Source organism: Pseudoalteromonas sp. APC 3893 (assembly GCF_030408095.1).
Classification (GTDB): domain Bacteria; phylum Pseudomonadota; class Gammaproteobacteria; order Enterobacterales; family Alteromonadaceae; genus Pseudoalteromonas.
Genome location: NZ_JASDCD010000001.1, coordinates 701,490 through 722,649 on the forward strand (window position 1 = coordinate 701,490; position 21,160 = coordinate 722,649).

The 21,160-nt window shown below is 39.7% G+C and carries 17 protein-coding genes; 12 read left to right on the plus strand and 5 right to left on the minus strand.

Going from position 1 to position 21,160, the window contains the following annotated elements; translation table 11 throughout:
- Positions 1-65: 65 nt before the first annotated feature.
- From QMA12_RS03220 to QMA12_RS03240, 5 genes are all read left to right on the plus strand, one after another.
- A complete protein-coding gene (locus QMA12_RS03220; RefSeq protein WP_087532273.1) occupies positions 66-596 on the plus strand; it encodes a cell division protein ZapC in 531 nt (176 codons plus the stop codon).
- A gap of 90 nt (positions 597-686) precedes the next feature.
- Positions 687-2,804, plus strand: a complete 2,118-nt coding sequence (gene rlmKL, locus QMA12_RS03225) for a bifunctional 23S rRNA (guanine(2069)-N(7))-methyltransferase RlmK/23S rRNA (guanine(2445)-N(2))-methyltransferase RlmL (protein ID WP_290208531.1) — start codon at positions 687-689, stop codon at positions 2,802-2,804.
- On the plus strand, positions 2,797-3,036 hold the full coding sequence (locus tag QMA12_RS03230; protein ID WP_290208530.1) for a glutaredoxin family protein: 240 nt from the start codon (positions 2,797-2,799) through the stop codon (positions 3,034-3,036). The genes rlmKL and QMA12_RS03230 overlap by 8 nt, the downstream gene beginning before the upstream one ends.
- A gap of 17 nt (positions 3,037-3,053) precedes the next feature.
- Positions 3,054-4,970 (plus strand): ABC transporter ATP-binding protein, encoded by a 1,917-nt coding sequence (locus tag QMA12_RS03235; protein WP_290208529.1) that lies wholly within the window; start codon positions 3,054-3,056, stop codon positions 4,968-4,970.
- 11 nt (positions 4,971-4,981) lie between these two features.
- Positions 4,982-6,724: a DUF3466 family protein gene (locus tag QMA12_RS03240; RefSeq protein ID WP_290208528.1), complete on the plus strand. Its 1,743-nt coding sequence runs from the start codon at positions 4,982-4,984 to the stop codon at positions 6,722-6,724.
- 69 nt (positions 6,725-6,793) lie between these two features.
- Here the strand turns inward: QMA12_RS03240 and ansA are convergent, their stop codons facing one another.
- Positions 6,794-7,804, minus strand: a complete 1,011-nt coding sequence (gene ansA, locus QMA12_RS03245; protein ID WP_290208527.1) for an asparaginase — start codon at positions 7,802-7,804, stop codon at positions 6,794-6,796.
- A 72-nt stretch (positions 7,805-7,876) separates the two neighbouring features.
- On the minus strand, positions 7,877-9,742 hold the full coding sequence (gene sppA / locus QMA12_RS03250; protein WP_290208526.1) for a signal peptide peptidase SppA: 1,866 nt from the start codon (positions 9,740-9,742) through the stop codon (positions 7,877-7,879).
- A 220-nt stretch (positions 9,743-9,962) separates the two neighbouring features.
- Here sppA and QMA12_RS03255 point away from each other — a divergent pair, with 220 nt between their 5' ends.
- A complete protein-coding gene (locus QMA12_RS03255; protein ID WP_290208525.1) occupies positions 9,963-11,924 on the plus strand; it encodes an NADPH-dependent 2,4-dienoyl-CoA reductase in 1,962 nt (653 codons plus the stop codon).
- A 63-nt stretch (positions 11,925-11,987) separates the two neighbouring features.
- Entirely contained in the window at positions 11,988-12,674 is a 687-nt protein-coding gene (locus tag QMA12_RS03260) for a DoxX family protein (protein WP_290208524.1), read from the plus strand.
- Positions 12,675-12,773: 99 nt separating this feature from the next.
- Here QMA12_RS03260 and QMA12_RS03265 read toward each other — a convergent pair whose 3' ends face one another.
- The gene (locus QMA12_RS03265) at positions 12,774-13,427 is read right to left on the minus strand and encodes a DUF6058 family natural product biosynthesis protein (RefSeq protein ID WP_290208523.1); all 654 of its coding nucleotides are present in this window, start codon (positions 13,425-13,427) and stop codon (positions 12,774-12,776) included.
- A 172-nt stretch (positions 13,428-13,599) separates the two neighbouring features.
- On the opposite strand from QMA12_RS03265, the gene dapA reads away from it, so the two are divergent.
- Positions 13,600-14,514: a 4-hydroxy-tetrahydrodipicolinate synthase gene (gene dapA / locus QMA12_RS03270; RefSeq protein ID WP_087532263.1), complete on the plus strand. Its 915-nt coding sequence runs from the start codon at positions 13,600-13,602 to the stop codon at positions 14,512-14,514.
- A gap of 141 nt (positions 14,515-14,655) precedes the next feature.
- On the opposite strand, the gene asnS is transcribed toward dapA, so the two are convergent.
- Positions 14,656-16,053 carry an asparagine--tRNA ligase gene (asnS, locus tag QMA12_RS03275; protein ID WP_087532262.1) on the minus strand — a complete coding sequence of 466 codons (1,398 nt, stop codon included), beginning with the start codon at positions 16,051-16,053 and terminating at the stop codon, positions 14,656-14,658.
- A gap of 283 nt (positions 16,054-16,336) precedes the next feature.
- On the opposite strand from asnS, the gene QMA12_RS03280 reads away from it, so the two are divergent.
- Complete coding sequence (locus tag QMA12_RS03280; RefSeq protein ID WP_290208522.1) at positions 16,337-16,771, plus strand: ATP-binding protein; 435 nt, start codon at positions 16,337-16,339, stop codon at positions 16,769-16,771.
- Positions 16,772-16,796: 25 nt separating this feature from the next.
- On the opposite strand, the gene bioA is transcribed toward QMA12_RS03280, so the two are convergent.
- Positions 16,797-18,089, minus strand: coding sequence for an adenosylmethionine--8-amino-7-oxononanoate transaminase (bioA, locus tag QMA12_RS03285; protein ID WP_290208521.1), 1,293 nt, complete (start codon positions 18,087-18,089; stop codon positions 16,797-16,799).
- Between the two features lie 94 nt (positions 18,090-18,183).
- Here bioA and bioB point away from each other — a divergent pair, with 94 nt between their 5' ends.
- Genes bioB through QMA12_RS03300 form a run of 3 tightly spaced genes read left to right on the plus strand, consistent with a single transcriptional unit; the run spans position 18,184 to position 21,160 of the window.
- Positions 18,184-19,224 (plus strand): biotin synthase BioB, encoded by a 1,041-nt coding sequence (gene bioB / locus QMA12_RS03290; RefSeq protein ID WP_290208520.1) that lies wholly within the window; start codon positions 18,184-18,186, stop codon positions 19,222-19,224.
- Entirely contained in the window at positions 19,224-20,363 is a 1,140-nt protein-coding gene (locus QMA12_RS03295) for an 8-amino-7-oxononanoate synthase (protein WP_290208519.1), read from the plus strand. Before bioB ends, QMA12_RS03295 begins: the two co-directional genes overlap by 1 nt.
- Entirely contained in the window at positions 20,360-21,160 is an 801-nt protein-coding gene (locus QMA12_RS03300) for a methyltransferase domain-containing protein (RefSeq protein ID WP_290208517.1), read from the plus strand. Before QMA12_RS03295 ends, QMA12_RS03300 begins: the two co-directional genes overlap by 4 nt.

Here is a 21,160-nt window from a genome sequence, read left to right on the forward strand (position 1 = left end):
TAAATGGTCAAAAGCCGCTATAATCCTCATTTATGCAGTAAATTTTAGGAGCAATGGGGAAGCACATGTTACAAGCATCAAAACAATGGAAATGGATAGCTTGTCCTACAAATAATCGCTTATTGGTCGATCTAGACCAAGATATGCAACTGTGCACGCCTTATAAACTTCGACAACTTACCGACAGCGCTTTATCGGAGCCTAATTTTAGTTTAGAAGATGCAGCTTTTTATCAGCAAGTATATCAATATCTTGATGGTTTTAATTTATGGCAAGCAGCCCAGCTTTGTCAGATTGCGCTTAATGCTACTGCGGCAAAATTTCATTTAAAACCTGTGCTTGCTAAAAGTTGGTTTTTTGAACCGTATACAGGCCATGAGCCAAGTGTAGAGGCAATAATTAAGTTACAATCTCGTATTCAAACGGGAGAATTTTTAATAATTGACCACAGTGATGACGCATCCTTGTGTATTAGTTTGTCTGAGCATTATCAACTAGATGAAAACCTGAGCTTGAACCAGTTTGAAGCTATCCGTGTACTTAACAATCGAGTACACCCAATTTATACCCACGCACAAAACAGTAAAACAGCCTAAGCAAATTTTTTATTGTTAACCCCTTTATCACGTGTTTGTCTGCCAACCTATGCTATAATCCCGCGTAATTAGCTACTAAGGGTTTTTACTTTGCAATTTATCGCGCTTACTTCTATCGGAATCGAAAATTTATTGGTTGATGAACTTACTGAAATTGGGGCAACTGTCACCAAGCAAACAGTGGGCTCTGTGCGTTTTGACGCGGATACAACACTAGCACAAAAAGTATGTTTAATGAGCCGTTTCGCGACCCGCGTTATGATGTTGATTGAAGAAAAAGAAGGCGTTAATGACAAAGATAGCCTGTACAAATTTGCCCGTCTACAACCATGGCAAGAATGGTTTGGGCCGACTCAGACTTTTGCTGTTGATTTTAATGGCACGAATGATTCATTGAAAAATACGCAGTTCTCTGGCCTTGTGATCAAAGATGCGATTGTTGATTACTTCAATGATTTATATGAACAGCGTCCTAATGTTGATAAGCAAGATGCTAACGTGCGTGTGGTAGCGCGTTTATCTCGACAAGGTGTGGCAATGTACATCGACTATTCTGGCCCGCGTTTGTCTGAACGTGGTTACCGTGAAGGACAGGGTAAAGCACCTATCAAGGAACACTTAGCTGCAGCACTTATTAAGCGCAGTGGTTGGCTTGATAATGTACAACAACCTTTATTTGATCCATGTTGTGGTGCTGGCACTATTTTAATTGAAGCCGCAGGTATGGCTCGAAATGAAGCCCCAGGCTTATTTCGTGAAGGGTTTGCTTTTGAAAGACTGCCAAGCTTTCGTGTTGCGAAATTCAATGCATTAAGAGAAGAGCTTATTGCTCAAATTACAGATCCTAAATTATGGCTAATTGGCCATGATTACGACGGGCAGGTGTTAAGTAAAGCCGTCGATAATGCCAAGCGCGCAGAGCTCGGTGATATTATTAAATTTAAGCAAAGTGATGCCACTAAGCTGACATCTGTTGCAAAATTACCTGGTGTCGTGATTTCAAACTTACCTTATGGTGAACGTATAGGTTCAATGGCAGAGTTGGTTGATTTACATCGTAGTTTAGGCACGGGGTTTAAAAAGCACTTTAATAATTGGAAGCTGGCTCTTTTGGGCATGGATGAAAGCCTCTTTAAGCTTTTAAAATTAGTTAAACTTAAACGTTATAAATTTAAAAATGGACCGCTTGATGTGGTATTAAATTTATATCAGTTAGACGATAAGCAAGTCAGTCAAACAAGTGAAGATAAGCCTGCGCTTAATTTTGAAGGCTCAATGTCTTTTGCAAACCGTGTTAAAAAGAACAAACAAGGTTTAAAAAACTGGCTCAAGCAAAATGATGTGCAAGCGTACCGCGTTTACGATGCCGATATCCCAGAATATAACGTGGCAGTAGACGTATATGGTGACTCAGCAGTTATTTTTGAGTATGCCGCGCCAAAAGAGATTGATGACGCAACAGCGCATAAACGCCTGCAAGATGTGATCACTTTAACCGCTCAGCAGCTTAATATTGCACCCGAAAACATCGCTGTTAAAGTTCGTAAAAAACAAAAAGGGGAAGAGCAATACACCCCAATGGCGAAGCAAAACCGGACTCAAGTAATTGAAGAGTTTGGTGCTAAGTTTAAAGTTAATTTGTTTGACTACTTAGATACCGGTTTGTTTTTAGATCACCGTTTAGCACGTCGGTATATTCAACAAAATGCCAAAGATAAACGCTTTTTGAATTTATTTGCCTATACCGGAACTGCTTCTGTGCATGCCGCCCTTGGTGGAGCTAAAGCGATTACGACTGTTGATTTATCTAAAACTTACTTAAAGTGGGGGCAAGATAATTTTGAGTTGAACAATATTAGTAATACTCGCTACCGTTTTGAGCAAGCTGATTGTCTAAAATGGTTAGAATATGCAACAAGCCAGTATGATTTGATTTTTTTAGATCCGCCAACATTTTCAAACTCTAAGCGAATGAAAGATGCATTTGATGTACAGCGAGATCATATCAAGTTACTAACCTGGGTGAAAAAGATTCTTAGCCCATCAGGCACGCTTATATTTTCAAATAACAAACGTGGTTTTGCGATGGATGAGGTTGGCTTAATCGGATTAGGGCTCAAAGCGGTTAATATTTCAGAGCAAACACTATCGCCAGACTTTAAACGTAATAAGCAAATTCATAATAGCTGGTTAATTACGCATGGCTAATTGGACTTTGTACCATACTGATGGCTGTCACCTGTGTGAGCAAGCCCATGAGTTAATCGTCCCATTATTGCAAGACGAGCAGAATTTAAAGCTGGTGGATATAATGAGTGACAAAAAGCTCATTGCCGAGTATCAAATCAGTATACCCGTTTTAAAAAGCGAAAATGGCCAAATGTTATTTTGGCCATTTACTGCGCAACAAGTGCGTCAGTTATTTACGCAAACAGCATAAAAGAGTACATAAACAACATGGATTTAATCAGAATTTCAAAAGCGCAATTAGCTTATGGCACACACCCATTATTAGATGATGCTGATGCGGTGATAGAAACCGGTGAGCGAGTGTGTATAGTTGGTCGTAACGGTGCAGGCAAATCAACTTTATTAAAAGTGTTAGATGGCCAAGTTATTTTAGACGATGGTGAAATTAACCAGCTAGGCGGCATCAAAATTTCTCGTTTAGAGCAAGATCCGCCAAAAGGCGCCAGTGGCACTGTATTTGATTATGTTGCTCAAGGTATGCCTGAAATTGCAAACTTACTTATTGATTATCATCATGTCAGTACTCAACTACAAACTGAATGCACCGATAAGTTACTAAATCAATTAGAGCGCTTATCTAATCAGTTAGAAGCAGCGGATGGTTGGCGGTTCGATAGCCGTATTCAACTGGTTCTTACTCGCTTAGAGCTTTCACCTGAAGCAAAACTTGAATCGCTTTCAGGCGGTTGGTTACGTAAAGTTGCATTAGCTCGCGCTCTTGTGAGTGAGCCTGATTTATTATTACTTGATGAACCGACTAACCACTTAGACATGGACAGTGTTATGTGGTTAGAGCAATTTTTAAAAGAGTTTAAAGGCGGAATTGTCTTTATTTCTCATGACCGTGCATTCATTCGTGCAGTTGCGACGCGTATTTTAGATTTAGACCGCGGTAAATTAATCTCTTACCCAGGTGATTACGCGACTTATCTTGAGCAAAAAGCGCATGATTTAAAAGTTGAAGAAACACAAAATGCGCTTTTTGATAAGCGTTTAGCTGAAGAAGAAGCGTGGATCCGACAAGGTGTAAAAGCGCGTCGTACGCGTAATGAAGGGCGAGTACGTGAACTTAAGCAATTACGCGTTGAACGAAAGCAACGTGTAGAGCAGGTAGGTAAAACTGACTTTAATATCGAAACTGCGGATAGATCAGGCAAGCTTGTATTTGAAGCGAAGCACATTCATCATGCTTTTAAAGATAAAGTGATTGCTGATGACTTTTCTACATTGGTAATGCGTGGCGATAGAATTGGACTGGTTGGCCCAAATGGAATCGGTAAAACGACACTATTAAAGTTATTATTTGGTGATTTAGCTGCTGATAGTGGTGATATCAAACAAGGCGTAAACTTAGAGTTTGCCTATTTTGACCAATATCGTCAAAAGCTTGATGAAGAAGCAACCGTGCAAGATAACGTTGCTGAAGGTAAGCAGGAAGTTATGATGGGCGGGCGTTCGCGTCACGTGCTTGGTTATTTGCAAGACTTTTTATTCCCGCCTGCGCGTGCTCGTACACCCGTTAAGGCATTGTCAGGTGGTGAAAAAAACCGCTTATTACTTGCTAAATTATTCTTAAAACCATCAAATATTTTGGTACTGGATGAGCCGACCAATGATTTAGATATCGAAACACTGGAGTTATTAGAAGATATTATTAATCAATATCAAGGTACAGTGCTTATTGTAAGCCATGACCGTGAGTTCATTGATAACACATGTACCAGTGTATGGGCGTTTGAAGGTAACGGTACTATTACTGATATGGTAGGTGGGTATAGTGATTATGAAGCCTATGTAAACTACCTTGCGCAAGAGCAAAAAAAACAAGCGGCGGCACCCGTTAAAAAAGCTGAAAAGCCTGCGGTTAAAACAGCTAAAAACGACGAAAGTAAGGGCAATAAACTCTCTTACAAATTAAAGCTTGAATTAGAGCAATTACCCAGTAAGCTTGAGCAACTTGAACAAGCAATAGATGATCAGCAATCGGTTGTTAATGATGCAGACTTTTTCAAACAAGACGCAAGCATTACTTCTCAAGCATTGAACCATTTAGCACAACTTGAGTCTGACCTTGAAACCGCGTTAGAGCGCTGGGAAGAACTTGAAGATTTAAAGAATCAGTAGTAAGGACTAAAATGAAATATAAATTACTCGCTGCCAGTATTTTAGCGACAATAAGCACATCAGCTTTAAGTGCTACTTACCAATTGACCGAACTTGGTTCATTTGATGAAGCAAAACATAGTTATGTTACAGACGTAAGTGAAAACGGCCATATGATTGGCCTAGTAAATGGTTTATATAATTTACCTATTGATGTTAGTTATATTGATTTTACAGACAGTTTAATTGAAAGTGCTTATCGTGAGCGAGAAGAGTACTTTAAGCAAATTAAGAAAGAAATAAGCTTCACGCTTGACGATATTCAAAATAATAACGCTGCGGCAACAAACTCTGATGCACACAGCTTTATGCTTTCTTTTTTAACTAATAAACAGGCAACTAATTCTGAATATCAAAAGCTCGCCAACCTTGCTGCGATAAGATTTTCAGAGGATGGTTCACCAGCGCAAGAACAAGTGTTTTTTGATATTGGTTCAGTTGATTTTGATGGTTTAACTCGTTCAGTCAGTAATATTTACAATGCAATTTCTGATGATGGCGTATCTGTTGGTTGGGGCAGTGCGCCCTATGATAAAGTGCTTTTTACGCCTGATGGTGAAGATGATGAAGAAACCCATTTTGAACGAGAGTTTATTTCTCGCGGCGTTGTTGTGTCTGACTCGGGTGTTCCATACCCACTAGTACCAGAGTTTGCCGAACATGGTGGTATTAGCACTGCCAATGATATTGTTAAAACGAATGCAGGGTATACAATTGTAGGTCAGGTTTCAACGGGGATCCCAGTTGATAGACAAGAAAATATTGATGATAACTGTGATGGAGAAGATGAGTTAATCAGTGTATGTATTGAAGCATTGTATAGAAATACTTCATCACGTTTATTTGATTTACGAGCTGTAAAATGGTCTTTAGACTCTAATTTTAATGTTATTGATACGCAGGAGCTAGGTCTAGGCCTGACACCAGAAGAAGATGATGATTTTGCATTTATAAGTAACGCACTCGCTGTAAATGGTAATGGTACAGTTGCTGGTACATCAGATGTTCGAGATAATGATAATTCCAGTACAATTAGAACGCTGCCAGTTTATTATAAAGATGGTAAAATCGTCGAAATGCTTGATCAAGAAGACGATTGGTTTAGTGGTAAAGCGTTAGCAATAAATGAAAATGATGTTGTGGTAGGTTATGGTGTACGTCCTATTGAAGGGGCGAATCGTTATAAATTTTTCTATCACGATATCGCATCGGGTAGCACGGTTTTTCCGACTGATTACTTTAATAGCTCAAGCTCATTTGCCAATGATATTAATGATAATGGTTATATTGTAGGTGAAGGTGAAACTGATGTATTTAATGTTGGGTCTCGTCGTCGCGAAGGTTTCTTGTATAAGATAGGTGAAGATAGCATTACTAACCTTAACGACTTGCTACCTTGTTATGAGGAAGACGGTGAAACACGTTACAAATACGTTGTTTCAGAGGCGAAGTCTATTAATAACAACAACGAAATCTTTGGTGTAGCAACGAAAACGGTTGAAAAAACAGATACATTAGGCGGTGTAGTTACTGATATTAACGGCGATATAGAATACGAAAGTGTTTCTGTAGCAGTCAAGCTAACCCCAATTGATGGTGAAGTAGATAGTTGTACAGATCCAGAAACAGAGACTTATGAGCGTCAATCTGCAAGCTTCCCGTGGTATACGTTATTATTGCTTCCGCTGGTTGGTTTGCGCCGCGTATTTCGTTAATTTTAACTAGCTCTAAAAACAAAAAGCACGCTATTTAGCGTGCTTTTTCTATCTATTTAGCCATTATATTTAACGGCTCAGTTCACCTCGTAAATTATCCTGCATTAAGTGACGAATGGTTTCCACTTCAAGCTGCTGACTGAATAAGTAATGCAGTTTAGTTAAACAAGCTTCTAATGTCATATCATAGCCGCTTATTACGCCAATATTTAATAAGGCGTTTCCTGTCGCATAGCCACCCATATTGACATGACCTTTTAAACACTGAGTCAGGTTAATAATGACCATACCACGTTTACTGGCACTAGATAGTATGTCTAAAAACTCAGGGTCCTGAGGGGCATTTCCTACACCAAAACTTAATAACACCAATGCTTTTATGTTGTCGTTAACCAAGCTTTTAACCACTGCATGGCTAATACCTGGGTAGAGGTATAAAACACCAATAGGCTGTGGCGTTATGTTGGTTACTTGGAGTTCGTTTTCAACATAGGGGCTAAGTTGCCCTTTTAATAATTGTATGTTGATACCAGAGAGCGCGAGCGGGTCTAAATTTGGGGATGCAAATGCATCAAAGCCATCTGCGTGTGCTTTGGTAGCTCGATTACCTCGAAAAAGCTGGTTGTTAAAAAACAAGCTAACCTCAGCAATCGGGTAGTTAGCTGCTAAGTACATGGCATTAAGTAAATTAACTTGTCCGTCAGAGCGAAGTTGTGATAATGGAATTTGTGAGCCGGTCACAATAATAGGTTTAGTGAGGTTTTCAAACATAAAAGATAATGCCGACGCGGTATAAGCCATGGTGTCAGTACCATGAAGTACAACAAAACCGTCATAGTCTTGGTATTTATTTTTAATATCATCGGCAATGAGCTGCCAATGTTCAGGAGACATATCAGAGGAATCTATCAAAGGGCAATATTCGTGAATGTCAAAAAGAGGCATTTCATCACGGTTAAATTCTGCGTTATTAGCCACTGTTTCGGTCAAAAAGCCTTCTGCAGGAATATAGCCGCGGCTTGATTTTTTCATTCCTATGGTACCGCCAGTGTAAGCGATATAAATACGTTTACGTTTCATAAAAAAGCCCAGTAAAAAAACTGGGCTTAGTATAACCTGTGTAGGTATAGAGTACAGTCGAGAAGGACTAATTTACTGAATAACGTTACACACTAAACAACGAGAATAGATATTCTGTGGATCATTATAATCTTTTAAATCATTGATCTCAGTACTTAACTTTTTCACGATAGAGTTAAGATCTGTTTGACTCGCTAGCACACTTTGTGTGGTGGTTGAGTTGCCAATAAATGCTTTAACAGAGGCATTACCAAAAATGTCCTGCATCATCTGCTCTTGTGGTGTTAAGCTTTGTTTAATTGTTTTGACTTCATAAAAATCGAGTTTTGCTAGAGCTGCGGCCGCTTCAATGGCATCTTGCTTGTTACCTAGCTTATCGACTAAGCCAAGCTCTTGCGCTTGTGAGGCAATCCAAACACGCCCTTGTGCGATACTATCAACTTGTTCAGGTGTCATGTCACGTGCATCAGCCACAACATCTAAAAAGCGACGGTAAGCATCTTCAACGCTAAGTTGAATAACCTGAGCCATTTTTGCGTTTAGTGGACGAGTGATTGATAAACCAGCCATCTCAGTGGTTGCGACACCATCAGAATATACGCCAAGTTTAGCCATACTGTTTTCAAATGTCATAAAACTACCGAATACGCCAATAGATCCAGTAATCGTACTTGGTGCAGCCCAAATTTCATTAGCGGCAGAGGCAATCCAGTAACCGCCAGATGCAGCAACCGAACTCATTGAAGCAATAACAGGCTTACCAGCAGCTTTAAGTGCAAGTACTTCAGCACGAATTACTTCAGAGGCAAACATACTACCGCCACCTGAATCAATACGCAGTACCACTGCTTTTATTTTATCATCTAAGCGTGCTTTGCGAAGTAGGGCAGCTGTTGAGTCACCACCAATTTCACCCGCTTTACGCTCACCATCCACAATAGTCCCTTTAGCAACAACAATGGCTACTTTTTCAGTAATTGGATTATCAAACTCCATAGGTGGTTTAACTAACGATAAGTATTCATGGAACGACACTTGATTGAATGTCTTACCGGTTTCTTCAGCGCCTACAATATCAATTAACTGTTGACGAATTTGCTGATTGGTTTTTAATGAATCAACCCACTGATTTTCTAATGAGTATTTACCAGAGTCACCATTGACCGCTTGCATTTTTGTAAGTAATTCATCCATCGTTTCATCAAAATTTGATTCATCAAAAGGGCGTACTGCTGCAACATCACGCTTATATTCTTGCCATAAAGCACCTAACCATACACGGTTAGCTTCTTTTGCTGCATCAGACATATCATTACGAATAAAGGGTTCAACAGCTGACTTGAACGTACCAACACGGAAGATATGTTGGGTAACGGCAAGTTTTTCTAAGGCATCTTTAAAGTACAGTGGGTACATGCCATAACCTTCAATTGCGACTCCACCATAAGGGTGCATAGCAATCTCATCAGCATGAGCGGCAATGTAATACTGCGCTTGGGTGTAATAATAACCTGTTGCAATAACTTGTTTATTTTGCGCTTTAAAACGTTCAATAGCGTCAGTGATTTGTTTTAACTTATTAAGGTGTGCACTGGGCATTTTTTGAAGATCAAGCAGCATTACGCTAATTCGCTCGTCTTTAGACGCTTGATCAATAACTTCTATCACATCATCAAGTAATATTTCGGCAGGCGCTTCGTTGCCCATAGTGGCATCATTAATCGCTGCTTCAACAGGGTCGACATAAGTTTTCTCTTCAACGATTGGTCCGTTGAGGTTTAACCGTAATACAGACGTATCGGCAACTTTAATTTCATCTTCATCACTTGTTATCGCAACGATAAAAAGAATAACAAGTAACACGAATAATATATTGAGAACTAAACGGCGGGAAAAATTTAACCCCGTCCAAAGTCCTTTAAATACCTTTGCTATCAAAATAAATCCTTAATTTGGTACAGCTTATAACTACCACCATCTTAGCTCAGAATAAAAAATAATTTAACTGTTAAATCGTAACTAAGTATTTATGAAAGGCAAAACTAGCCTAAACTTATTGACATATTTTACATTTATTACCTGATTTGTTGCTTATTGCTTGCCAATCAAGCAAAATTCGCTAATGTATAGAGGTTAGACCAGTTGATTGGGGCACAGAATGTTAGAACAACAATTACAATTAAAGCACACACAATTACGCAACCGTTTAGTCATGGGCTCGATGCACACTGGCCTTGAAGAAGGTTGGCACAACCGAAAACGTTTAAAAGCGTTTTACGAGGCAAGGGCGAAAGGCGGCACAGGTATGATCATTACTGGTGGTTATAGCCCTAACTTAAGAGGTAAATTAACACCTATATCGTCTTCATTTAATAATTTTTATGACGTGATAAAACATAAAGCATACACCGATATTGTGCATCAACATGGCGGAAAAATTTGCTTACAGTTATTACACGCAGGGCGTTATGCATATCATCCGTTCAATCAAGCACCGAGTGCAATTAAAGCACCTATTAATCCGTACAAGCCAAAAGCAATGTCGTTGGGTTCAATTAAAAAAACCATCAAAGATTTTGCTCACTCAGCAAAACTTGCTGAAAAAGCAGGCTATGACGGTGTTGAAATCATGGGGTCAGAAGGCTACTTAATTAATGAATTCATGGCTCCTCATACAAATAAGCGAATTGATGAATACGGTGGCAGCTTAGAAAATCGAATGCGATTAGCAATCGATACGGTGAAAGCTGTCCGAGAAAAAGTGAGTGATAAGTTTTTAATTATTTTTAGGTTGTCAGTGGTTGATTTAATTCCTAATGGCTCGACTCCTGATGAAGTGGTAATACAAGCAAAAGCTTTAGAGCAAGCTGGGGTAGACATATTAAACACGGGTATTGGTTGGCATGAAGCAAGGGTACCTACCATTGCCAGCATGGTTCCAGCAGGTGCCTTTAAAGAAGCGTCTAAACGTTTAAAACAAGCGGTTAACTTACCTGTTATCGCGGTAAATAGAATTAATACTCCCGATATAGCTAATGATATTTTAAATGCAGGTGAGGCTGATTTGATCTCAATGGCAAGACCATTACTTGCTGATCCTGACTTTTTTAATAAATATAAAACCCAACAAAGCAAACAAATAAATATTTGTATTGGTTGTAATCAAGGCTGCTTGGATCATGTGTTTAAAGGTAAACGCGCAACGTGTTTAGTGAATCCACAAGCCGGGTTTGAGCTAGATTATCCACTGCACAAAACCAATAAAACAAAAAATGTATTGGTGGTTGGAGCGGGACCTGCAGGACTATCGGCTAGTTGTTATTTAGCGCAAAAAGGTCATCAAGTAACCCTTATTGATAAGAAGGCAGACATGGGAGGGCAGTTTAATTTAGCAATGCGTATCCCTGGTAAAGAAGACTTTAACCATACACTGACCTATTTTATAAATGAACTTGAACGTTTGAACGTCACAATTGAACTAGGAAAAGCATATTCTCAGCAGATGCTAGAAGAATACGATGATATTGTTTTCGCAACAGGTGTAAGACCTAGAGAAGCTTCCTTTGAATGCACTGATGGTAAACGTGTTTATACCTATGATGAAGTGATCAGAGGTGAAGTAGAGTTAGGTAAATCCATTGCAATATTAGGTGCTGGAGGTATTGGTTTTGATATGGTCGCTTTTTTAACAGAAAAACGCGAGCAATCTATTAGTGAGTTTAAGTCACAATGGGGCATTGAATGTGAACCATCGCCGCACAAAGATAGTCGTCAATTGTATATGCTCAAACGAAGTGCTGGCCGCTTTGGCAGTGATTTAGGCAAAACAACCGGCTGGATCCATCGCCAAGTGGCTAAACAACATGGCGTAAAACAAATTGCTGATTGCCAATATTTAGGCTTCGACAAGCACGGTTTAACTATCAGCGTAAGTGGAGAAGAGCAAGTATTACCTGTAGATACTGTTATTGCTTGTATAGGGCAGGTTTCAAATAATGAAGAGTTGAGTTCGCTTAGTGAAAACTCTAAGGTGCATGTAATTGGTGGTGCAAAGCTAGCTGCCGCTATAGATGCTAAACGCGCAATCTATGAAGCATTACAGGTTGCCCGAAAAATTTAACTGAAATAATCTCTCCTTCATAGCGGTCTTGTTATTAGCATAAGTTAAAAAGGCGCGACCGCTATGATAAATTCACTTCTCACTAGTTATAATAATTCAATTAAAAAATTAACTATATTGGATGGCATACCTTCATTATTATTTCGCTTAATTCTCGCACCAGTGATGATTATTGCCGGCTATTCTAAACTTAATCTAAGTGGTGATTCAGTAGGGTTGAGTGAGCTATTCCTAGCATCGCCAGATGTAGTTTCATGGTTTGGTAATGAGCAATGGGGTTTAGGTTTACCGTTTCCTGATTTACTTGCTTTTTTAGCTGGTTGGAGTGAGTTTTTAGGAGGATGGTTTTTATTACTTGGCTTATTTACTCGCGTTATTACAATCCCACTAATGTTCACTATGGTTGTTGCAGCAACCACAGTGCATTGGGGTAATGGTTGGTTTGCTATAACACCAACAAATCCACAAACGAGCGCAGCACAAGTATTAGATTGGTTGTCTATACCTGGCGCAAAAGACAGCTTAGCCAATTCTCTTGAGGCACAGCAACGTATTGATAAAATTAAAACCTTGGTTAATGAACATGGCTATCCAGAGTACCTTTACGAAACAGGAACCCCCGTTATTTTGAATAATGGTATCGAATTCTCAGCAATTTATTTTGTTATGTTGCTCAGTTTATTCTTTACCGGTGGCGGCCGCTTTGTCAGCTTAGATTATTGGTTGTACTCAAAACTTAAGGCAAAATAGGGCTTAAACAAAGCGACTATGAGTAAACTAATCATTAAGAAATGATAACCATGATTTAACGTCATACACTCTTATTTCTTTACTATTATTTGGTAATAATTATTTTACCGATAAGTCGTATTTGAGCACGAGCGCATCAATATATCGCGTGCGCAAAGTATGTTGCTTTTCATGATCAGCACCATGGCTCAATGCGCGGTTTAATAACTTCATAGCGGGGTGGAGTTGTGTGCGCTCATCTTGATTAAGACACGCCTTAGTACGAAGCTCTGTTATGTCGTCTACCACTAAACGGCCAATATCAACAGCCGCTATTTCGTCAATTAAGCCGTTTTGTGTTAGTACACCATACTTACTGCATAAATACTGTTGCCATACTTGTTGCAGGTGTTCTTCAACTTCACTACCAAATAGTTCCTCGTTAAACTCAAAACCTTGCTGTGCAAGCTTATTCAGTGCGGCCATATATTGTTGAGCAAAGTAATTAAATGCTTGGCTGGATGACGTTATTTTTTGTTTTGCTAATCCTTGACCCCAATTAACACATCCGCGCGGATAATAATCGTCGTACTCTTCACATTCATAAAGGCCGGAATATGAGCTACAACTTAGCTGATTTTTAATGCAATAGCTGGGTTTAGGAAATAGTCCCGACTCCTGCCATAGTAAGAGTGTGTCTTCGTCAATCGCTAGGGCCTGACAAAGCTCTTCACTGTGATAAAAATGGGTTGCTAAAAATCGTGATAAACGCATAAATTGATACTCGAAGTAAAAAAACAATGGTACTGTTTATTTGTACAGTTGTTTTATTTTGTCTTACACTCGGTCATAACACAAGTTATTTTATTAATTAGGCTTTGCAAAACTCCCAAAATAAGTTCATTTATGTTACAAATACGGCAAGTTTTTTTAAGAATATATTTTTATGCGCAGCCTAGAACAAATTAAACAAGCAAGTCTTATCACAGCAATTAAAACCCCATACTTATCAACGGGTGAAATTGACCTTGCAACCTATGATCAATTAGTTGAGCAGCAAATTGCTGGTGGCGTTGATGGCATTGTTGTCGGTGGCACAACCGGTGAAGGCCAGTTAATGAATTGGGAAGAGCATTTGATGCTTATTGCGCACAGCGTTAATAAATATTCAGATAAGTTAATTATTGTAGGTAATACAGGAAGCAATAATACCCGTGAAGCAATAAAAGCGACGGAGTATGGTTTTGCTAGCGGTATGGATGCAGCGCTGCAAATTAACCCTTATTATGGTCGTACATCAATTGCGGGTGTTAAAGAGCACTTTAAACGAGTGTTGGCGATTGGACCTGCATTTATTTACAATGTTGCAGGGCGTACAGGGCAAGACTTGACCCCCGATATTATTGAACCTTTAGCTCAGCATGAGCACTTTATTGGTGTTAAAGAGTGTGGTGGTAATGAACGTATTGAACATTACGAGCAACAAGGAATAGCATGTTGGTCAGGTAATGATGATGAAGCTCATGATGCTCGTCATATTTATAAAGCACATGGTGTAATTTCAGTCACATCGAACCTAATACCAGGGTTGTTCCGCCAATTAATGGATACAAAAAACGTTGAGCTCAATCGTTCATTACAGCCATTAATGAATTGGTTATTCTGTGAGCCTAATCCAATTGCAATCAACACTGCATTGATGATGACAGCGGCCGTTAACCCAGTATTTCGTTTACCATATGTACCATTAAGCGCCCAGCAACAAGCTGAAGGTATTGAGCTGATCAATGCATTATCTGTTGAAGACATTGTTGGAAACACGGCTAAGCTATTACAGCAAGATGATTTAATTATTGGTTAGTGATGTTTAAGCTATTATTTTAAAAGTCACCTAAGGGTGACTTTTTTGTATCATGCTGATTAGCCGTTTGGTTAAATCTGAATTTTGAATATAAAAAAACCAGCTGAATGAGCTGGTTTTTATAATAAACAAATTACTTATTTAGTAAGTTGCACTGCCTTTGGTGCGTGGGAAGGCGATAACGTCACGTACATTGCCCATGCCTGTTACATAAGCAACTAAACGCTCAAAGCCTAAACCAAAACCTGAATGTGGTACTGAACCGTATTTACGTAGGTCGCGGTACCAGCTGTAGTCTTCTTTGTTAAGGCCCATTTCGTCTAAACGTGCATCAAGTACATCTAGGCGTTCTTCACGTTGTGAACCACCAATGATTTCACCAATGCCAGGTGCAACGACGTCCATAGCAGCAACCGTTTTTCCGTCTTCGTTTTGACGCATGTAGAATGCTTTAATATCACGCGGGTAGTTTTTAATAACTACCGGTGCTTTAAAGTGCTCTTCTGCAAGGTAACGTTCATGCTCAGACTGTAAATCTACACCCCATTCAACGGCATATTCAAATTTCTTACCGCAAGCTTTTAGTATTTCAACAGCGTCAGTGTAATCAACTTGAGCAAAGTCTTTTTCAACAAACTCTTCTAAGCGCGATATAGCTGTTTTTTCTACACGTTGTGCAAAAAATTCCATATCATCACGGCGCTCTTCAAGCACGGCTTTAAACACATACTTCAGCATGTTTTCAGCAAGCTTTGCAATATCTTCAAGATCTGCAAACGCAACCTCTGGTTCAACCATCCAAAACTCAGCAAGGTGGCGAGATGTATTTGAGTTTTCAGCACGGAAAGTAGGGCCGAACGTATAGATTTTAGACATCGCAGATGCGTAGGTCTCACCATTTAGCTGGCCAGATACGGTAAGGAATGCTTCTTTACCGAAAAAATCTTCGCTGTAATCAACATCGCCTTTATCTGTACGTGGCAAGTTTTGCATATCAAGCGTAGACACGCGGAACATTTCACCAGCACCTTCACAGTCACTTGCCGTGATGATAGGTGTACTGATCCAGTAAAAACCTTGTTCGTGATAAAAACGGTGAATAGCTTGTGCTAAACAGTTACGTACACGTGTTACGGCACCAATAATGTTAGTACGCGGGCGTAAATGGGCGTGTTCACGTAGGTATTCGATACTATGGCGTTTAGCTGCCATAGGGTATGAGTCTGGGTTTTCTACCCAACCTAATACTTCAACCTTATTCGCTTGGATTTCGAATGACTGACCTTTACCTTCAGATTTTACCAGTACACCAGTGACTGATACAGAGCAGCTTGCTGTTAAGCGGGTCACTTCTTCGTAATTATTCAGTGAATTAGGCACTACCGCTTGAATTGCGTCAAAACATGAACCGTCATGAACGGCTAAAAATGAAATTCCTGCTTTTGAATCGCGGCGAGTACGGATCCAGCCTTTTACTGTTACTTGGCTGTCTACCGCAACCTTGCCTTTTAATAGCTCTGAAATCGCTAAGTGGCTCATCTTCACTCCAATGATATAAGTTGCCTACATTAATAAATGTGTGCTTTGTTGCACTTGAACCATGTATCTTACCTTTGAACGGAAAATAAAAAAACATGTGGATGCAACTCTTTGTCGTTTCTTTATGCTTTTTTTGTCGAAATTTGATATTTTTTTATAAAGCGGCGGATTATTAATCACCATTGTAAATTAATGTCTCTTAAATGTGCGATTAATGTCGCTTTTGTGGCATTATAGGTTTTTGATAATCTAGCTAATTAACCAACTAACAATTATAGGTTCCATGAAACAAGTTTTTATTTTACGCGGACTACCAGGCTCAGGTAAGTCTTATTATGCGCAAAACCTTGCTGATGAGCTCGTGCTGGGCGATCAAAGCCAATACTTGATATGCTCAACTGACGATTATTTTTACAACGAGCAGGGTGAGTATAAGTTTGATAAATTTAAATTATCACAATTTCATAATTTAAATTTAGCGCGCTTTATAAATGCGCTTTCGCAGTCAATTCCCTTAGTTATTGTAGATAACACCAATATTAAAAAATGGGAGTTTATTGCCTATAGTCAAGCAGCCGTTGCACTTGGGTATCAGGTCAAAGAGGTGATTGTAGGCGAGGTGAAAGATAAATCAATGCAACACTTATATGCAAAACGCAATGAACATAATATTCCACTTCGCATGATTAGCAAAATGGCTTACATGTTTGAATGGTAAGCCATTCAAACATGGTAATTTTAAGCTATTTAAAGTGGCTTCCCTCTATCGCACAATAAATAGCGTTGCTGAGGGTGTCTATGTCTGCCTTGGTGCTGATATACGGTGGCATTAAGTAAATAAGTTTACCAAATGGCCGTACCCATACCCCTTGACTGATAAAGTAAGCTTGAATTTTTTCAACGTTCACAGCATCTGTTAATTCAACAACACCAATAGCACCTAATGTACGTACATTTTTAACGTGAGTTAGCTCAGTACATTTATGCAAGGAGCTTAATGCATCGTTTAAATGAGCAATCTGCTTTGCCCAATCTTGTTCGATTAATAAGTCAATGCTTGCACAAGCGACCGCACAGGCCAGTGGGTTACCCATAAACGTAGGGCCATGCATTAATACACCTGCTTCTCCTTCACTTATACCAATAGCAATTTTGTCCGTGGTGAGTGTGGCTGAAAGCGTCATTGTGCCACCAGTAAGTGCTTTACCAATGCACATTATATCAGGCTCAATTTGGCTATGCTCAACGGCAAACATTTTACCTGTACGGCCAAATCCTGTGGCTATTTCATCGCAAATTAATAAAACGTCATACTTACTACATAATTGGCGAACTGTTTTTAAATACTCTGGGTGATAAAAGTTCATGCCTCCAGCATTTTGCACAATAGGCTCAATAATAAATGCTGCAACATCTTGGTGGTGAGCAGCGAAGTACTCAGCTAATTGATGTGCCTCATGGTGATCAAAAGTCTGGCCAAATTGACTAACAGGGGCTGGTACAAATACATGCTCAGGTAAAAAGCCGCTGTATAAGGAATGCATTGAATTTATTGGGTCGCACACACTCATCGCAGCAAATGTATCGCCGTGATAGCCTTTAAGCGGAGTCATGAGTTTTTGCTTTGTTGTAATGCCTTGGCTTAACCAATACTGTAAGGCCATTTTGATGGCAACTTCAACGGCTACAGAACCGCTATCTGCTAAGAATACTTTTTGTAAGCTATTTGGCGTAATTGCTACCAGCTTTTTACATAGCTCAATAGCAGGTTGATGGGTAATACCACCAAACATAACATGACTCATTGTATCGATTTGATGATGCATAGCGGCTTTTAATACAGGGTGACCGTAACCGTGAATAGCACTCCACCACGATGCCATACCATCAATTAAACACTCACCGGTTGCTAAGTAAATTTTATTATCTTGAGTGTGGGTTACCGGATATACCGGCAAAGGCTGCGTCATAGATGTATAGGGGTGCCAAATGTGCTGACGATCAAAATTAAGGTCTATCGTTTGCTTTCTGTTCATTGGTAAACTTTTTTGTGCTTGGGTTCGTTGACAATGTTACGCCAAGTCGTAGACTAAGCCAATATCCACCGTCATAAAATAAAAAGAGAGAATTATGGAGTTTGCAGCCGTTCGCCACGATTGGACACACAAAGAGGTAAAAGCACTTTTTGAGATGCCATTTAATGATTTATTATTTAAAGCTGCGTCAGTTCATCGCGCTAACTTTAACCCGAATGAAGTGCAAATATCGACTCTGCTCTCTATTAAAACAGGTGCCTGCCCAGAAGACTGTAAATACTGCCCGCAATCAGGACATTATAAAACAGATTTAGAACGTGAACGCCTGCTTGAAGTTGAAAAAGTAGTTGAGCAAGCTCGGGTTGCAAAAGAAAAAGGCGCAACCCGTTTTTGTATGGGCGCTGCTTGGTCAGATCCAAAAGACAGAGACATGCCATACATTTCTAAAATGGTTAAAGAAGTCAAAGAGCTCGGCCTTGAAACATGTATGACACTGGGCATGCTTGATAATGACAAAGCCCATGCATTACGCGATTCAGGCCTTGATTACTACAATCATAACCTTGATACATCGCCTGAATATTACGAGCAAATTATTACCACACGGACATATCAAGACCGATTAGACACCATAGGAAATGTGCGAGATGCGGGTATGAAAGTATGTTCTGGCGGAATCGTTGGCATGGGCGAGCAAGCTTCGGACAGGTTTGGTTTATTAATGGGGTTAGCAAATTTACCACAGCAACCAGAAAGCGTGCCTATTAATATGTTGGTTAAAGTAAAAGGCACACCGCTTGAGAACGTTGACGACTTAGATCATTTTGATTTTATCCGGACCATAGCAACGGCGCGTATTATGATGCCACATAGCTATGTGCGTCTATCAGCAGGTCGCAACGCGATGAACGAACAAATGCAGTCAATGTGCTTTTTTGCAGGCGCAAATTCAATTTTCTATGGTGATAAACTGCTTACCACAGAAAACCCTGAAGCTGATGCCGATATGAACCTAATTAAAAAGCTGGGTATGAATCCTGAAAAACGCCACGATTATTCAGATGAAGCACATGAAGCCTCATTGATTTCACAAGTGGCAGACAAAGCTACGTCTGAGCTGTTTTACGAAGCATAATGGCCTTTACATACCTTAAAACGCATCTTCAACAACGCCAAGAAGATGCGCTCTTGCGTGAGCGACAGTTAGTCAGCCAATCTAATGCTCGTGAAATTACAGTCAATGGTAAAACGTATCTTAACTTTGCCAGTAATGATTACTTGGGCTTTGCTCAATTCGATGCGCCAATTGAGGGTGCTCAGCTGGGCAGTCATAGCTCACCGCTTGTAACAGGGTATACTGATACAGCACAAGAGTTGGAAGCATTTTTATGTAGCAAGCTTGGTTATGAGTCGGCCCTATTATTTAACAGCGGGTTTAGTGCTAATAGCAGTGTATTAAAAGCGCTATTTCAAGATAAACACGCTGCACAGCAAAGCGTGATGTTTCACGACAAATTAAATCACGCCAGTTTACTTGACGGAGGCTTAAGTTCTCACGCTGCGATGATGCGATTTAACCACAATGACATGCAACACTTAACATCACGTCTTGAAAAATCAAAAGCGACAAATAAATTAATTGTCAGTGAAGGCGTGTTCTCAATGGATGGCGATAAAGCCCCTATAGCTGAGCTCGCTGTAATAGCTAAACAGCACAATGCTTGGTTGATGATTGATGACGCCCATGGGTTTGGTGTGCTAGGTGAGAACGGACTAGGCAGCTGCGAGAAAATTAAACCCCAGCTTTTAGTTATTACGTTTGGTAAAGCCGCTGCAAGTAGTGGAGCGTGCGTGCTAGGTACTAAAGAAGTGATTGATTATATGCTGCAATATAATCGTGATTATATTTACTCTACTGGTATGTCACCGCTCATTGCACAGCACACATTGGCGAGGTTAAAACACATCACATCTGAGCGTGGTAATAAACAACGCGCAAAATTAGCGGCTAATATTAATCAATTTAAAATGCTTGCCAAACAGCACAAAATTGCACTGATGCCATCATCTACAGCGATTCAACCGATTGTACTTGGTTGCGCCGAGCAAACCTTGCACGCGGCTAATAAGTTAAAACAAGTTGGTATTTGGCTCAGTGCTATTCGCCCTCCAACGGTGCCATTTAATACAGCGCGATTACGAATTACACTCACCGCTGGTCATAATTGTGATGATATAGAACGACTCGTTAATGAACTGGTTAATAGTTTATGAGTGCATTATTACGCGATCATCTATCGCAGCCTTTGCAAGGCGATACATTAGCAAAAAATAAAACAGCCGCGAAGTTTTCCCAGGCCGTAACTAACTATGCTTTACATGCTAACGTGCAAAAGCGCGCCGCAAATGAATTATTTAAAAAAATTAATCCCCAGCATACACTTACCTGTATAGACTTAGGTGCAGGGCCGGGGGTTAATCTTGTAAAGCTCAATAAGCATTTTGATTACGTATTACCATTTGATTTAAGTATCGCGATGTTAAAACAAAGCAATGCAGGTAAAACTGCTATATGTGGCGATATGGATGCTTTGCCTTTTCAATCTTCATCAGTTGATGCTTTGTTCAGTAATTTTGCTGTGCAATGGTCTGCTAATTTAGGCTATTTACTGAATGAGGTTATGCGAATATTAAAACCGGGTGGGCGGGTATATTTAAGCTGCGTGTGCGATGGTTCATTAAACGAAATAAAAACAGCGTTTAGCGCTGTTGATAACCAAACCCATGTTAATGAATTTCATTCGTTTGAACAAATAAATCAATTTGTTGAAAATACTGGTTTTATCATTAAGAATGCTGAATTAAAATGCTACCAAGACGTTTACCCAAGCCCTCTGCATGCGTTACGTTCCATTAAAGCAATTGGGGCAACACACTTACACAGCCAAAATAAACGCCAAGGTTTACTGACTAAGTCAGCGTTAAAAAAAGTGTGCGAACAATACCCATTGATAGCGAATCAGGTTGTTGTTAGTTACCAAGTAGGGCTGTTGAGTTTACAAAAAGAGTAA